The organism is Proteiniphilum acetatigenes DSM 18083 (genome assembly GCF_000380985.1).
GTDB classification, from domain to species: domain Bacteria; phylum Bacteroidota; class Bacteroidia; order Bacteroidales; family Dysgonomonadaceae; genus Proteiniphilum; species Proteiniphilum acetatigenes.
This window is the reverse complement of record NZ_KB905698.1, coordinates 16,373-32,631: the sequence shown is the minus strand read 5'-3', so window position 1 is coordinate 32,631 and position 16,259 is coordinate 16,373. Positions and strand designations below refer to the sequence as shown.

Below are 16,259 nucleotides of genomic sequence, written 5' to 3'. Positions count from 1 at the left end.
AAATTTAAATTATATAGTTTATTAAAATTGATCCTCATCTGCGTTCGGTAAACCAAAGCAAGTCTTATTTCTGCTCTAATAGTTCAATAGCTACAAATATAAGCTTTTTCATACGATAAATAGAATGATGATCTATAAAATTCCGTATAGTCAGGATGGAGTCCCAAAAAAAGTAAAAAAATTGTGAGTTACCGTGGAAATAGATACATTTGTTCAATCTTCGATAACAAGTAGATTAAGAGGACTCAAACGGATGGTCAAAGCACGATTGCTCTGGGTAGATGATGAGGTAGATCTCCTGAAACCATATATTCTTTTTCTGGAAGAGAAGGGATATGGGATGCAGTGTGTCAATAACGGCCGTGATGCGATTGAACTATGCCGTTCACAACGGTTTGATATTGTTTTCCTGGATGAACAGATGCCTGGCTTGTCAGGACTGGAAACCCTCGCGGAACTTCATTCATCCTATCCTGAAATGCCGGTGGTGATGGTTACCAAAAGCGAGGATGAAGGTATAATGAATCGCGCTATCGGAAAAAAGATCACTGATTACCTCATCAAACCGGTCAATCCCAGTCAGGTGCTGATGAGTATAAAGAAAATACTTGAACAGGGTGAACGTATGACGGAAGTGGTTACACAGGAATACCGGGATCTGTTTAACCTTCTGATTGCCGAAATAGAGGATTGCAGGACGGCGAACGATTGGATATCTGTGTATAAAAAACTGGTGTTTTGGGAATTGAAGCTGGATCAGACACAGAGCCCGATGCGTGAGATGCTGGCAGCACAGAAAGCAGAGGCAAATCGTCTATTTGCAAAATTTATCCGGAGAAGCTACGAAAGGTGGATTATAGACGGCCGTGATCATCCTGACCGTCCTGTGATGAGCCCCGACCTGTTTGAGCGGTTTGTATTCCCCACTATAGATAAGGGAGAGAAGCTCTTTTTTATACTGATCGATAATTTCCGATTCGATCAATGGCAAGCTGTGAAAGATATTGCAGGCGAGTTTTTTACCTGTAGGGAGGATATCTATTTTTCTATTCTACCTACAGCCACGCCTTATGCAAGAAATGCTGTTTTTTCGGGATTAATGCCGAGACAGTTGTCGGAAATGTTTCCCGATTTTTGGGTAAATGAATCGGAGGATGAAGGGAAGAATCTTCATGAAGAATTATTTGTTAAGACACATCTGGAGCGACAGGGGAGAAGTTGCCACTTCTCCTATCATAAGGTCAACAGGAATCTGGAAGGTGAAAAGTTGGTCGCCCGATTCCCGGAGCTGGAGAAATATGACCTGAACCTATTGGTATTCAATTTCATCGACCTGCTTTCTCATGCTCGTACAGAGTCGAGGATGATCAGGGAACTTGCAGCCGATGAATCGGCTTACCGGTCACTTACCAGGTCCTGGTTCCTGCATTCTCCTTTATCGGCTCTGCTGGGAAAAATAGCAGAGAGAGGCTATAAAGTGGTGCTCACTACCGATCATGGCTCTATAAGGGTGAAAAAAGGGGTGAAGGTGGTCGGAGACAAGGAGACCGGAGTAAACCTCCGTTATAAATTAGGAAAGAATCTGGGATATGATCCCAAGGTGCTATTTGATATTATTCGTCCCGAAAATACCGGATTGCCATCCCCAAATATGAGCACTCGTTATATCTTTGCAGTGAATGATGATTTTTTTGTCTATCCCAATAACTATAATCATTATCAGTCCTATTATGAAAATAGTTTTCAGCATGGGGGTATTTCTATGGAGGAGATGATGATTCCGGTTGTCACGTTAGATTCGAAATTACCAATTACTAATTACTAATATTCGTATTGGCAAATCAGTACATCATCACATCATCAAATCAGTACATCAATTATCATGCAAATCGAAATAAAGAATTTAGAGACACTTCAACCGGCAGCACGGGAATTCATCGATCAAATGAGCGATCGCACTGTTTTCGCCTTTTACGGAGGCATGGGGGCTGGAAAAACTACTTTTATCAAGGCAGTCTGCAAAGAACTTGGAGTAACGGAAACTGTTGCCAGTCCTACGTTTGCCATTATCAATGAATACAAGGGGGAGAACGGAGAGCCGATCTACCATTTTGACTTTTATCGTATCCACAAACTCGAGGAGGTGTTTGATTTCGGTTATGAAGATTATCTCTACAGCGGGCATACCTGCTTTATCGAATGGCCGGAACTGGTGGAGCAAATATTACCGGAGAATACCGTCAAGCTATCCATACGGGAAACGGATAGTGGAAGCAGGATTATAGAGTGTATATCGTAAGACAGACAGCATTCGTTATGCAAAATGGGATAAGTTCTATTAAACGAATTGAAAAAGAAACACTCAAATAGGCGAATCGGGACAAAAAATGCGGAAAAATCTATATATTCGCACATTGAAAAGACTAAAGATGAAGAAAACGATCATTGCTGCCTTTATTTTACTTACATCACTCACTACATCTGCGCAGGTCAATACCGACCGCGTGATGATGATCGGGAAGAATGCGTTATATTTTGAAGATTACGTGCTGGCAATACAGTATTTTAACCAGGTGATAACGGCCAAGCCTTATCTGGCTGACCCTTACTATTTCAGGGCGGTAGCTAAGTTTATGCTCGACGACTTCCAGGGAGCTGAAGAAGATGCCAGTAACTGTCTGGTGCGTAATCCCTACTATACCGCTGCATATCAGCTTCGTGGTGCTGCCCGACAGAATCAGGAGAAATATGAGGAGGCTGCAGTAGATTACCAGAGAAGTCTCGAATTCTATCCGGAAGACAGGCTTACACTGGTCAATATGGGTATCGTTAATATTGAACTGAAGCAATATGATATTGCAGAGAAGTTTTTTGATGTGCTTTTACGACGTTTCCCGGATTATACCCCAGGATACCTTGCCCGTTCACACATGTATATCCAGATGGAGGATACCACGAAGGCGATGGCCGACCTGAATACAGCGATAGAGAAGGATCCATATACTGCACAGACCTTTGCAGCCCGTGGATTGCTTCATTTTCAACAGGGAGACTATAATAGTTCTCTTGCCGATCTGGATGAAGCGATCAGGTTAGATCCCTATTTTGAAGGAAATTATATCAACCGGGGATTGGTGAAGTATCATCTGAATGATCTGCGTGGAGCGATGGCTGATTACGACAGGGTGATAGAAATGGATGAAAACAACCTTATTGCCCGTTTTAACAGAGGTCTGTTGCGTGCGCAGGTTGCCGATAATAACAGAGCAGTACGCGATTTTGACAGGGTGATTGAACTGGATCCTGAAAATACTATCGCCTACCTGAACCGGGCGATGCTGCACAACGAGATAGGAGACAAAGCCAGTGCCTTGAACGACCTTAATGTTGTACTGGAAGAACATCCCGATTTCTTTACCGGTTATTATATGCGTTCGCAGTTGAAGCGTGAACTCAATGACTTGCGTGGAGCCGAGCAGGATTATATGCTTGCGCGGGCTGAAGAGTCTAAAGCCCGTAAGGTGGCGACAGCAAACCCTGAGCCTTTCAAGCAGGTGAGAGAAAGATCGGAGAGCAAAGATACCCGTGAACAGACCGACCGGGATATTGAGAAATTCAACCTCTTAGTAGTAGCCGACAGGGGAGAGTCGGAAAATACAAAATACCAGCGCCAAAGCAGGGGGCGCGTGCAAAATATTAGTGCTCCGATTGAACTGGAGCCACGATTCGTGCTGACTTATTACGAGCGTGATTATGAAGTGCGCCGTCCGGTATATTATTCCGAAACGATGGATCAGGCGAATAGAGAGCTTGGCCTCACCTGGTTGCTGAAGATGACAAACCGGGATGCGCCGCTGAATGAACTTCAGGTACAGACCCATTTCCGCTCAATCGATAACTATTCTGCCAGGATCGACAGGGAGCCGGGCGACGCTTCGCATTATTTCGGACGAGGAATGGATTTTATGCTGGTGCAGGATTACGAAAATGCATTAAAGGACATGCGCCGGGCTATCGAGTTGAATCCGGACCTGTTGGTGGCTCATTTTGCATGGGCTGTGATCCGTTCCAAGCAGATTGAGTATGACCGCCTGCAAAGCGAGCCACTTATGATGGACAGGAATATGGGAATTGATCTTCCCGGATCTGCCGGGAATGGGATAGCCGGTAAGCCCAGATTACCGGAGATCTCTACCAAATCGATTGAATATGAGGAGATACTGAGGGAATATGAAACAATTATCCGTCTGAATCCCAATTTTATGTATGCTTATTACAACCGGGCAGAGATTTTCAGTCTTGAAAAAGATTACCGTGCAGCCATTGCCGACTATACGAAAGCTATCGAGTTAGAACCACAATTTGCCGAAGCTTACTTTAACCGGGGAATATCGCGCTTGTCTATCGGTGAGACACGGGAAGGGCTTGACGATCTTCGTAAAGCGGGTGAATTGGGTATCGTACAGTCGTACAGTATCATTAAACGGATGCAGTAGTATATAAATTCATTAAAAAACGAAAAAGTTTCCTATCTTTGCGAAGTGATGCAACGGAGTGTTTCCATATTTCTGGGTATATTCCTTTCCGCCCTCATTGTTTACGGCGGATCGGGAGTGAACGCTTATTTCTACTGCTGCGGCGATTGTCGTGTGGAAGGGCCGAGCGCCGTTATGGAACACAAATGTTGCGAAATACACCACCATCACCATGACGGTCGCATCGTTACTCCTGGTACAGGTCATGAGTGTAGCCGATTCGTCAGTGAATCTCACAGTGAATGCGGCGTAGACAGGATCAAATTCGACTGGCAGTCATCCCAGGGGAACCAGATACAGCTACAGCCGGCGGTTATTGATCTGAATAATACCCTCTTTTCCTGTACTGCACGGGATACTGCCATTGTGGAGCTCCTCTCCCCGGCATCCTGGGGGAACAGACAAACACAAAAACCACCTGACCTTAGCAAACAGGATTACTTTTCTTTGCTCACTACCCTTATAATTTAGTGAATAGCTTTTTCTCCGGCCTCTCTACAAAGGGAAAGTATGGAAATTGCATGCTTTAGTGCATGCAGATCTTTCATGTTTCACTAAATTATATTACAAATGCAAAAGATTATATTATACTTATTCATATCTGTCCTCACATTTCCCCTGACGGCAGCCGATAAAATACGCGGCTATATATTTGATGAGCAGAATGAACCTGTGATCGGTGCGAATATCTATTGGGAAAAATCAAACAAAGGAGTTACCTCGGACATCAACGGATACTTTGAGATTGATGCGCCTGGTGATCACGAGCATCTCATTATCACATATACCGGATATGAACCGCAAAGCCTGCATATCCACGATGCCAATAATGAATTGAAAGTGTATCTGAAAGAGGATACGCAACTGCTTGACGAACTGGTTGTCAGCAGGCGAACACCCGGAACGGTATCGCAACGGTCGGCCGTTGCGCAAACGCAGAAAATCACACTGGGAGAGATCCACCGTGCGGCATGCTGTAACTTAGGAGAGAGCTTCGAGACTAATCCCTCGGTGGATGTGGCTTATAGCGATGCCGCTACCGGCGCCAAACAGATAAAGCTACTCGGCTTGGCCGGCACATACGTGCAGATGCTTACGGAGAATTACCCCAATTTCCGCGGCGTAGCCTCGCCATTCGGCATGGATTATATTCCCGGTGCATGGATGGAAGGTATTTATGTCTCCAAAGGCACTTCATCAGTGAAGAACGGTTACGAAGCGCTTGCCGGACAAATAAACGTGGAGTACAAGAAGCCGCAGACGATGGATAAGTTTTCGCTGAACCTTTTCGGAAGTGACGCCCTGAGAATGGAAGCTAATGCGGATGCAAGCGTTCACTTCAATGATAATCTTACGACCGCTCTTTTTGCACACTATTCGAATGACCGGCATCCTCATGACCGTAACGAGGATGGTTTTCTGGATTACCCCAAAACGCGGCAATTCAATTTAATGAATCGCTGGAACCACGAAGCCGGAAAATATGTGGCCCAATACGGATTCAAGTATATTAAAGAGGACCGTGAGGGCGGACAAGACCTGTCGCACCATTCATTCGACGATCCGTACCGGATCACATTGAATACGAACCGCGGGGAGTTTTACACCAAACAGGCCTATGTTTTCAGGGCCGACGAACTGGCGGAGAGCGTAGCGCTGATTGCATCAGGATCGGTACATGACCAAAAGTCGCTGTACGATAAGACAGTGTATGACGTGAATCAGAAGAACCTTTATATGAGCCTGCTGTACGAAAAGGATTTCTCTGCCATGCACAATCTCAGTACAGGATTAAGCCTTAATTACGATGGGTTTGACGAAATGCTGGACACAACACCCTCCGACAGGGAAGAGACTGTCACTGGCGCTTATGCCCAATACACATTCAACTTCAACAACAAGTTCATTGCTTTAGGAGGTATCCGTGCCGATTACAGCAGTCTCTACGGCTTCTTTGTAACTCCACGCCTGCACCTGAAGTATAACCCTGTGGAATGGATACACCTTCGTGCCTCCATCGGCAAGGGATTCCGTACAGCCAATATCCTTGCCGAAAATAATTACCTGCTAGCCAGTTCGCGGGAAATCAATATCGCCGATAATCTCCATCAGGAAGAGGCCTGGAATGCCGGGGTAAACGCCACGTTATATATTCCTGTAGGGGACAAAGAGTTAACTTTGACGGGAGAATATTACCATACCCGTTTCAATAAACAGGTGGTAGTGGATGTGGATAGCGATCCGCATGCCATCAGCTTTTACAACCTGAATGGCGGGAGATCCTATTCCAATAGTGCGCAGATAGAGGCAAGCTATCCTTTCTTTACCGGCTTTACATTCACAGCAGCCTACCGTTACACACAGTCTATGTCGGACTACAGGGATTGGCTCACTGGAGAGATCCGTTTTCTCTCCAAACCATTGATGAACGATTATAAAGGGTTGATCACCGCTTCGTACCAGACGCCGCTGAGAAAATGGCAGTTCGACCTGACCGGTCAGTTCAACGGTGGCGGGCGTATGCCTTTACCCGATAGGGACAACCCGTTGTGGGACGAACGTTTTGATCCTTTCACCATTGTAAACGGACAAATAACCAAATTCTTTCGGAATTTCTCTGTATATTTGGGAGTGGAAAACCTGTTCGATTTCCGTCAGGAGAACCCGATCATCGATGCAGCCAATCCGCGCAGCGGGAATTTTGATGCTACCATGGTGTGGGGGCCTGTACACGGAAGGAAGATCTACGCCGGACTGCGGTATAATATACCGAGATATTAATCGATTTGCTGATGTGATGATAATTGACAAGTACAAACTATTAAAACAAAAAAATGAAGAAGATAATTGCATTATTTGCAGTGATTGCCTTATCCACAGGCATTGGTTTCGCCCAGAAACAACAAAAGAAAGAGAAAAAACAGGAAGTGATCGAGTTCACACTCAATGAAGAGATCTGTCAGAATTGCAAAAGGAAGATCGATAACAACATTGCATTCGAAAAAGGCGTGACCGGTATTACGTACGGCAAAGACGGAAGCACCGTGCAGATCAGGTATCGTGCCGACCGTACCGATCCGGAAAAATTGCAGTTGGCGTTTGAGAAGGTGAAGTTAGAAGTGGTCGAAGCAAAACCCATAGAACAACCGGTAAAGAAGAAATAATTCATCTACCGTTTCTTTATAGAAAAAACGATCTTTTTTTCTTTACATAGCACAAAATCACTATTTTTGCATTCTTAAACTGTTCCGATAAGAGAGAGCAGAACGAGTTTACTCGTTTTGCCGAACGCAGGAATAGTCTAATGTAAATTGAAATAGTGAATGAAACTATTTCGATAAACTGAACAGGCAGAGAACAGGCTTGCCTGGAACCAATTTCACAAAGTATGAGGTAGATAGTTTCATTTTAATGGATACAAATATGATAAAAATTACATTTCCCGACGGATCTGTCAGGGAATATGAAAAAGGAGTAACAGGAATAGAGGTCGCAAACAGTATCAGTCCACGGCTGGCACAGGAGGTGCTTGCCGCGAGTGTGGATGGTGAGACGTGGGACCTGACAAGGCCCATAGACCATGACGCCTCTGTCCGGTTGCTGAAATGGGACGATGAAGAGGGTAGGCATGCCTATTGGCACTCGTCGGCCCACCTGATGGCCGAAGCGCTGCAGATACTCTATCCGGGTATAAAATTCGGTATAGGTCCGGCCATTGAGAACGGATTCTATTACGATGTGGATCCGGGTGAAGGTGTGACCATCAAAGAGACAGATTTCCCCGCCATCGAAAAGAAAATGATGGAACTGATCGCGGCCAAAGAAGATATAGTACGCCAGAGTATATCCAAACCCGATGCTATCAGTATGTTTTCCGGCCGGAATGAAAACTATAAGGTAGAGCTGATCAACGAATTGGAAGATGGGACCATCACCACCTATACCCAGGGAAGTTTTACCGACCTATGCCGAGGGCCTCATCTTCCCAATACATCCTATATTAAGGCAGTAAAGATATTGTCTTCCGCCGGTGCTTACTGGCGCGGTGACGAAAAGCGTCCCCAGTTGACAAGACTTTACGGGATCACTTTTCCCAAGAAGAAGATGCTGGATGAATATTTAGTGATGCTCGAAGAGGCAAAAAAACGGGATCATCGCAAGATAGGTAAAGAACTGCAACTCTTTCATTTCTCTCAGACTGTGGGATCAGGGCTTCCTTTGTGGTTGCCTAAAGGTACCCAATTGCGTCTCCGCCTGGAGGATTTCCTGAAGAAGATACAACGTGAGTTCGATTACGAGCAGGTGATCACACCGCATATCGGTCATAAGCAACTCTATGTGACATCAGGCCACTATGCCAAATATGGTAAAGATTCATTCCAACCCATCAAAACTCCCGAAGAGGGAGAGGAGTTCCTGCTGAAGCCAATGAACTGCCCGCATCACTGCGAGATATACAAAGCTTTTCCCCGTTCCTATAAAGACCTGCCGTTACGGTTGGCGGAATTCGGGACGGTGTACCGTTACGAGCAGAGCGGTGAATTGCACGGGCTGACCCGCGTGCGCGGCTTCACACAGGACGATGCACATATCTTCTGTACTCCCGACCAGGTGAAAAATGAATTCCTGAAAGTGATGGATATCATCTTCATCATCTTCAATGCATTGAATTTCGAAAATTTTGAAGCGCAGATATCCCTCCGTGATCCCAATGATAAGGAAAAATATATAGGTTCCGATGAAAATTGGGAAAAAGCCGAACGTGCTATCGTGGAGGCTTGTGAGGAAAAAGGACTGAAAGCAAGAGTGGAATTGGGTGAGGCTGCATTTTATGGTCCCAAACTCGATTTTATGGTAAAAGATGCATTGGGACGCCGCTGGCAGCTAGGTACCATCCAGGTGGATTATAACCTGCCCGAACGGTTCGAACTGGAATATACCGGAGCAGATAACCAGAAACATCGTCCCGTGATGATCCACCGTGCACCGTTCGGATCGATGGAGCGTTTTGTGGCGGTATTGATCGAGCATACTGCCGGCAAGTTCCCGCTATGGCTTACTCCTACACAGGTGGTGGTACTTCCGGTCAGCGAAAAATTCAACGGTTATGCCTTCGATGTAGTGAAAGAATTGAAGAAATTCGATATCCGTGCCGAGGTGGACGACCGCAATGAAAAAGTAGGGCGTAAGATCCGTGATAATGAATTGAAACGCATTCCTTATTTACTGATCGTAGGCGAGAAAGAGGTGGAAAATGAAGAGGTTTCGGTAAGAAAACAGGGAGGGGAAGACAAAGGTTCGGTAAAATTGCTTACATTTGCCGAAGAAATTTCCCGTGAAGTAGAAGAAATGATGAATCCCGGGAAATCAGGATTATAAATATTGATATAAAAAGAACTAATTTAGAGATCATCAGTAAAAGAGAGAACATTAAAAGTTTTTGAATGAGAAAAGACTCAAAAGAGCAACATCGGATCAATGAGCGTATCCGGGTACCGGAAGTCCGGTTAGTAGGAGACAATGTGCAGGAAGGCATCTATCCCACGAGGGAAGCTTTGAAAATTGCCGAGCAGCAGGAGTTAGACCTTGTGGAAATTGCTCCTACGGCAAAACCACCTGTCTGTAGGGTAATCGACTACCAGAAATTTGTATACCAACAAAAGAAAAAGTTAAAAGAACAGAAGGCGAAATCGGTAAAGGTGACAGTAAAAGAGATCCGTTTCGGCCCCCAGACCGACGATCACGACTATAACTTTAAACTGAAACACGCCATGAACTTCCTGAGCGAAGGTTCGAAAGTGAAGGCATTTGTATTTTTCAAAGGACGCTCCATCCTGTTCAAAGAGCAGGGCGAAGTATTGTTACTGCGTTTTGCCAACGATCTGGAAGAGTATGCTAAAGTAGAATATATGCCCATCATGGAAGGTAAGCGTATGTCGATCATGCTCTCCCCGAAAAAGGTAACACCTGGAGCAAAAAAAGAAAATAAAAAAGAGGAAGAATAGTTGGTTCTTCCTCCTTCTCTTGCCAAATCTCTCCGGTAATTTTTAGTATTTATTTTCCGATAACCTGTTTTAAATTCAGATTCGGATCAATTTTACGTGGGGTATAAGCCAGTTTATCCCACATGACTTTCTATTGCCTTGAAGCTACTGATAATTTGTCCAGATATTACCAAAAATCCCTTCATACAGAATATAAATACACCCGATAAGAAATAACATAATTGTATCGTATCTGTTTATAGTAAATATTTTTCAATGAGCAAGATATGCAAATATAGAAATTATTCATTTAAATTGGTTTAACAGTATTGTCTTTTTTGAGATATTTTTTGTGCAACTTTCTGAAAATAAGGGGGAATTTGCATGAAATTTTTGTTAAATGTAAATTTATGTAAGGTTAAATCAAACTACTTTATCTACCTTTGTGGTAAATTATAACGATCTGTTTCTGGGGCAGAGATAGGAATTTGTAATTTATTTATTTTTTTGTATAATATTTAAAAAACCAGCATTTTTTGGTAATTCTGGTGTCCCCAAGGAATGTCTTTAATCGAAGTTTGTCATGAACCTTCATTAATTTGTGTGAAGCCAAAAATATGACATCGTATGATGAGTCATATTGGTATGCATTACGGGTTACCTATAGCCGGGAAATGATCGTAAAGCAGTACTGCGATGCCAATCACATCATTAATTTTGTGCCTATGACATACAAAATTAGTGAGAAAAATGGTGTTAAAGTCAAGAAGTTAGAGCCAGTAATTCATAATCTCATTTTTATAAAATCCAACCAGCTGCTCATTAATGAGTTAAAGTTGAAATTCCCATTACGTTACATTATGGATCAGGGTACTGGTGAGCCTATTACTATCCGTGAAGAAGAGATGTTTCATTTTATGGCGGTGGCCGGTAATTATGATGAGGAAATCGTGTATCTGAGTCCCGATAAATTAAAATTCAAGGTCGGTGCCAGGGTGCGTATCACGGGTGGTCCATTCAAAGGAGTGGAAGGGACATTGGTCAGGGTGAGGAACAATAAACGGGTCGTAGTACAGATCAGAGGATTCCTAATGGTAGCTACACATTATATACATCCTTCCTTGCTGGAAAATATAGAGTCATAAAGTTTCAACGATCGAGTCTGGTTATTCTTGGAAAAAGAAAACCGCTACACCAAAATTTCATCAAAATGGAACTATACATCAGTCTTATTGCTGCTTTGATTGGCAGCGGGCTTTTTTCATGGTTTTTTCTTCCCGAAATTCAACGTATTTGTTTTGAAAAAAACCTGTTTGATTCGCATGATGACAGAAAAGTGCATGATGGGATCGTTCCACGGTTAGGTGGTGTCGGTTTTTTCCCGGCCATGATACTCTCCTTTCTTTTGGTGGTGAGTGTCAACATTCTTTTGCATACATCCATAATTTCATCTATTCACCAATCATCCTTAGTGGAGTGGACTCTGGTATTGTCCGCTATTATTTTCCTGTATCTGACGGGTATTGCCGATGATTTGATCGATGTCCGTTACCGGAGCAAGCTATTGATCCAGGTAATAGCCGCAGTGTTATTTATAGCATCGGGTGTATGGGTCAACAATCTGCACGGCCTTTTTGGAATGTATGAAATCAGTCCGATATTAGGTATTCCCCTTACCCTCTTTATTATCGTTTCCATTATCAATGCTTTTAACTTTATCGATGGTATCGATGGATTGGCGGCAGGCATAGCCATGCTTGCCTTTCTTTTTTTCGGGTTTACTTTCCTTTATCTTCAGCTATATATTTATAGTATATTAGCTTTTGCCGCCTTGGGTATGTTGGTTCCATTCTTTTATTATAATATATTTGGTAAGGCGAGCAACCACAGTAAGATATTCATGGGCGATTGCGGATCGTTAACCATTGGCATGCTCCTCTCGGTGTTTGCCGTGAAAGTATATCACTTTGTTTCAGTCGGTTCTGATCAATCGCCCCAAGCATTGGTTTTGGGTTTCTCTGTATTGATTGTGCCATTGTTTGATGGACTGAGGGTTGTATTATTCAGGCTGTTTAAGCGTAGAAATCCTTTTAAGCCCGATAGAAGCCATATGCATCATCAATTGCTGGACTTGGGATTCTCCCATAGGGTCGCTACTTTGATCATGCTGACGAATGTGATCTTCTTTGGAGGCATTACCGTCCTTCTCGTATCCTTCCTTGACATCAACCTGCTGTTGGGAGGTATTATCCTGCTATGGATTTTTCTCGATTTCTTTTTAAGGCGGGGAGTGAAGCGGGCTGCTCGTGCAGCTTCTCTTCAAAATAAAATAACGGTGGAACAGGTCGGTCAAATAAAAAGCGACCAACTATTTTAAATAAGGCATTTAAAATAATGGAATAAAATTCAAATATCTGCATTTATAAAGTAAATTTGAATAATTATTGAATGTTTTCGATAAGATTTGAAGACATCTGTATTTACGGAATCAATTTGAATATCGATCTTGCAAATGAAACGAATAAAGACTTACTATGTTTTGGTGCTGATCATAGCAGTGGCATGTTTTAGCTCATGTATGTCCGTAGGGAAAATCAGCTATTTCCAGGATCTGGAACCCGGTGTGGCGGAACAAATAGCCGTCCCACTGGAAATAAAGGTACGTCCCAATGACAAGATATCCATCGTGGTGAATAGCAAGGATGCGGAGTTGTCCAACCTCTTCAACCTTCCCATTGTGTCACACCGGATCGGTATGTCTTCCGGAGTGTCTCAAAGTTCCGGTTCCCAGCAAATATCTGGTTATACGGTCGATGAGCAGGGCGATATCGACTTTCCGGTCGTAGGAAAGGTTCATGTGGAGGGATTGACACGCACGGAGATCGCCGCGCATATCAAACACACGCTTATCACCGGAGACCTGGTTAAAGATCCGGTAGTGACCGTTGAATTTATGAACCTGAGTTTTTCGGTGCTGGGCGAGGTGAACAGGCCCGGGAGGTTTGCCATTGACCGCGACAGGATGACCCTGCTCGATGCGATCGGCATGGCGGGCGACCTCACCATCTACGGAAAACGTGAAACCGTGTATGTGCTGCGTGAGGAGCAGGGTGTGCAGGTGCCCTACCGGGTAGACCTCACCTCCGCCGGGCAATTCTATAGTTCCCCGGTGTACTATCTGCAGCAGAACGACGTGGTATATGTAGAGCCCAATACTGTGCGGGCGCGCCAATCCACGGTTAACGGCAATAACGTGCGTTCCACCTCCTTCTGGATCTCGCTGGCATCTCTCCTTACCTCCATCGCTGTGCTGGTTGTCAGGGTCAAATAATTTTTCACTTTTCATTTTTCATTTAATTGTATGGGTTTCGAAAAACAAAAGCAGGCCGACGATTTTATCCGGATCCAGGACTTGTTCCACCTATTTATCTCCAAATGGTATTGGTTTGCCGCAAGTGTATTGGCCGCCCTGGTGGTGGTGGCGCTTTATCTGCTGGTTACGCCGCCCATATACACCCGTACCGCTTCCATACTTGTCAAGGACGACTCCAAGGGCGGGACATCTGCCGGAAGTGTTGCGGAGTTCGAAGACCTGGGTATTTTCAGGTCCAACACCAACGTCAATAACGAGTTGATTACCTTGAAATCTCCTTCCCTGATGAAGGAAGTGGTTCTCCGGCTCGATCTTGATAAGAGATATATCGTCCAACGCGGTTTAAGGAAAGTCGATCTCTATAAAGAATCACCTGTACTGGTGACTTTGAAAGACCCAGGCTCACAATCCCTTCAATTCGATATAGTTTTCCAGCCCGGGAAAAAAGTGGAATTGTCCAACTTTGCCCGTTCAGGAAAACCTCTCTCTGGAGAGATTGAAGGTGCCTTGTCCGATACCATTGTTACCCCCGTGGGTGTGGTGATGGTCACCCCTACGCCAAATTACAACGAGGAGGGGAATAATGCTGATGTACGTTTTGTTAAAAGAGCCCTTCAAAGTGTAGTAAACGGATATTCGAATGCGTTGCAGGCCGTACTGGGAAGTAAAGACGCCACCGTGATCGATCTGAGTATCAAGGACCAGTCCACCCGGCGGGCGGAAGATATCCTCAACACCCTGATCGCCGTGTACAATGAGGACTGGATGAACGACAAGAACCGGATCGCCATCAGCACCTCGCGGTTTATCAACGAAAGGCTCAATGTGATCGAGCATGAACTGGGAGACGTGGACCAGGATATTTCGAGTTATAAAAGCGAGCATATACTCCCTGATGTAAATGCGGTATCGGGTATGTACCTGTCACAATATGCCGAGAGCGGGAGAGAACTTTTAGAGCTTAATAACCGGCTCTCCATTGCGGAACAGATCCGTGGGAATTTGGGCGATGAGTCCGGCGACCGATTGTTGCCCGCCAATTCGGGTATCGATAATGCCAACCTGGAAGGGCAGATTGGCGAATACAATGCCCTGTTATTGCGGCGCAACAGCTTGTTATCCAATAGTAGCGAGAGAAACCCGCTGGTCATCGATATGACCCAGTCATTGGCCGATATGAGGCAGGCGGTGATCCGTTCCGTGGACAACCTGGTCGCGTCGTTGCATACCCAGATCGACAATGTAAAGAAGCAGGAAGCGCGTGTGACAGGACAGATCGCTTCCAATCCCAACCAGGCAAGGTACCTGCTTTCAGTGGAACGCCAGCAGAAAGTGAAGGAAGCTTTGTATCTATACCTGTTGCAGAAGCGGGAAGAGAACGAACTTTCGCAGGCTTTTACGGCATACAATACCCGTATCATCATGCCTCCGCACGGACCGCTCAACTCCACGGAACCCCGGCGGCCCTTCCTCCTGTTAGTCGCGTTGCTGGCCGGGACATTGCTGCCGTTGATCTTCTTTGTGGTGAAGGAGAGGACCAATACCACGGTACGGGGGCGCAAAGACCTGGAAGGGATGACCATCCCGTTTGTGGGTGAAATACCGATGTACCGCAAAGGGAAGAAGAGTAATAAGGTCTCACGGAAAAAAGAAGATCCGCCAGCGATCATGGTCAGGGAGAGAAGCCGTAATATCATCAACGAAGCATACCGGGTGGTGCGCACCAACCTTGAATTTATGTCGGTAAAGGACAACGGCGCTAAAGTGATCATGCTCACTTCGATGAATCCCTATAGCGGAAAAACGTTCATGACCATGAACCTGGCCGCCAGTTTCGCCGTGAAAGGGAAAAGAGTACTTGCCATCGATCTCGACATGCGCAAGGCGTTGCTCAGCAAGTATGTCCGGTCGCCCAAACCCGGCATTGCCGATTATCTGGGGCATCAGGTGGGCGACTGGCAATCCATTATTGTAAACAGCGGAAACCGTGAGAATCTGGACGTGCTCCCTGTGGGCACCATTCCTCCCAATCCCACCGAATTGCTGTTCGACGAACGGTGGGGGCAATTGATCAGGCAGTTAAGGGACGAATACGACTATATTTTCATCGACTGCCCGCCGGTAGAGATCGTGGCCGATGCTTCTATCATCAATAAACAGGTGGACATGACGCTCTTTATTGTCCGTGCCGGATTGCTCGACCGCGCCCTGTTGCCTGAAATTGAAAACTTTTATACTTCACATAAGTACAAAAACATGGCGCTGATCCTGAACGGGACCGACCGGGAGAGCGCCCGTTATGGCTACGGCTATGCTTACGGCTACGGATCAGGGTACATCGATGAAGAGTAGTGTGTTGAACGAAGA

12 protein-coding genes are annotated in these 16,259 nt (G+C 45.0%); all 12 read left to right on the top strand.

The genetic code is table 11. The annotated features are described in order from the left end of the window. The first annotated feature begins 253 nt into the window (after positions 1–253). The 12 genes from porX to F597_RS0111910 all read left to right on the top strand — a co-directional run bounded on the left by porX (position 254) and on the right by F597_RS0111910 (position 16,244). Positions 254–1,825, top strand: coding sequence for a T9SS response regulator signal transducer PorX (gene porX / locus F597_RS0111965; RefSeq protein WP_019539986.1), 1,572 nt, complete (start codon positions 254–256; stop codon positions 1,823–1,825). A 57-nt stretch (positions 1,826–1,882) separates the two neighbouring features. Continuing rightward, positions 1,883–2,299: a tRNA (adenosine(37)-N6)-threonylcarbamoyltransferase complex ATPase subunit type 1 TsaE gene (tsaE, locus tag F597_RS0111960; RefSeq protein ID WP_019539985.1), complete on the top strand. Its 417-nt coding sequence runs from the start codon at positions 1,883–1,885 to the stop codon at positions 2,297–2,299. Between the two features lie 130 nt (positions 2,300–2,429). Beyond that, positions 2,430–4,496, top strand: coding sequence for a tetratricopeptide repeat protein (locus F597_RS0111955; protein ID WP_019539984.1), 2,067 nt, complete (start codon positions 2,430–2,432; stop codon positions 4,494–4,496). A gap of 48 nt (positions 4,497–4,544) precedes the next feature. After that, positions 4,545–5,006, top strand: a complete 462-nt coding sequence (locus tag F597_RS0111950; protein ID WP_019539983.1) for a hypothetical protein — start codon at positions 4,545–4,547, stop codon at positions 5,004–5,006. Between the two features lie 99 nt (positions 5,007–5,105). Next, on the top strand, positions 5,106–7,316 hold the full coding sequence (locus F597_RS0111945; protein ID WP_019539982.1) for a TonB-dependent receptor: 2,211 nt from the start codon (positions 5,106–5,108) through the stop codon (positions 7,314–7,316). Positions 7,317–7,369: 53 nt separating this feature from the next. Further along, a complete protein-coding gene (locus F597_RS20725; protein WP_019539981.1) occupies positions 7,370–7,699 on the top strand; it encodes a heavy-metal-associated domain-containing protein in 330 nt (109 codons plus the stop codon). Positions 7,700–7,958: 259 nt separating this feature from the next. After that, positions 7,959–9,914 carry a threonine--tRNA ligase gene (gene thrS / locus F597_RS0111935; protein WP_026327391.1) on the top strand — a complete coding sequence of 652 codons (1,956 nt, stop codon included), beginning with the start codon at positions 7,959–7,961 and terminating at the stop codon, positions 9,912–9,914. A 65-nt stretch (positions 9,915–9,979) separates the two neighbouring features. Next, the gene (gene infC, locus F597_RS0111930) at positions 9,980–10,540 is read left to right on the top strand and encodes a translation initiation factor IF-3 (RefSeq protein ID WP_019539979.1); all 561 of its coding nucleotides are present in this window, start codon (positions 9,980–9,982) and stop codon (positions 10,538–10,540) included. A gap of 596 nt (positions 10,541–11,136) precedes the next feature. Continuing rightward, entirely contained in the window at positions 11,137–11,664 is a 528-nt protein-coding gene (locus tag F597_RS0111925; protein ID WP_019539978.1) for a UpxY family transcription antiterminator, read from the top strand. A gap of 65 nt (positions 11,665–11,729) precedes the next feature. Further along, positions 11,730–12,896: an MraY family glycosyltransferase gene (locus F597_RS0111920; protein WP_019539977.1), complete on the top strand. Its 1,167-nt coding sequence runs from the start codon at positions 11,730–11,732 to the stop codon at positions 12,894–12,896. Between the two features lie 144 nt (positions 12,897–13,040). Continuing rightward, the gene (locus F597_RS0111915; protein ID WP_026327390.1) at positions 13,041–13,850 is read left to right on the top strand and encodes a polysaccharide biosynthesis/export family protein; all 810 of its coding nucleotides are present in this window, start codon (positions 13,041–13,043) and stop codon (positions 13,848–13,850) included. 30 nt (positions 13,851–13,880) lie between these two features. After that, a complete protein-coding gene (locus F597_RS0111910) occupies positions 13,881–16,244 on the top strand; it encodes a GumC family protein (RefSeq protein WP_019539975.1) in 2,364 nt (787 codons plus the stop codon). Positions 16,245–16,259: the final 15 nt, after the last annotated feature.

Bases quoted from the DNA above. Each gene is read 5' to 3' on its own strand.
- porX (WP_019539986.1), top strand. From the start codon at position 254: ATGGTCAAAGCACGATTGCTCTGGGTAGATGATGAGGTAGATCTCCTG.
- tsaE (WP_019539985.1), top strand. From the start codon at position 1,883: ATGCAAATCGAAATAAAGAATTTAGAGACACTTCAACCGGCAGCACGG.
- F597_RS0111955 (WP_019539984.1), top strand. From the start codon at position 2,430: ATGAAGAAAACGATCATTGCTGCCTTTATTTTACTTACATCACTCACT.
- F597_RS0111950 (WP_019539983.1), top strand. From the start codon at position 4,545: ATGCAACGGAGTGTTTCCATATTTCTGGGTATATTCCTTTCCGCCCTC.
- F597_RS0111945 (WP_019539982.1), top strand. From the start codon at position 5,106: ATGCAAAAGATTATATTATACTTATTCATATCTGTCCTCACATTTCCC.
- F597_RS20725 (WP_019539981.1), top strand. From the start codon at position 7,370: ATGAAGAAGATAATTGCATTATTTGCAGTGATTGCCTTATCCACAGGC.
- thrS (WP_026327391.1), top strand. From the start codon at position 7,959: ATGATAAAAATTACATTTCCCGACGGATCTGTCAGGGAATATGAAAAA.
- infC (WP_019539979.1), top strand. From the start codon at position 9,980: ATGAGAAAAGACTCAAAAGAGCAACATCGGATCAATGAGCGTATCCGG.
- F597_RS0111925 (WP_019539978.1), top strand. From the start codon at position 11,137: ATGACATCGTATGATGAGTCATATTGGTATGCATTACGGGTTACCTAT.
- F597_RS0111920 (WP_019539977.1), top strand. From the start codon at position 11,730: ATGGAACTATACATCAGTCTTATTGCTGCTTTGATTGGCAGCGGGCTT.
- F597_RS0111910 (WP_019539975.1), top strand. From the start codon at position 13,881: ATGGGTTTCGAAAAACAAAAGCAGGCCGACGATTTTATCCGGATCCAG.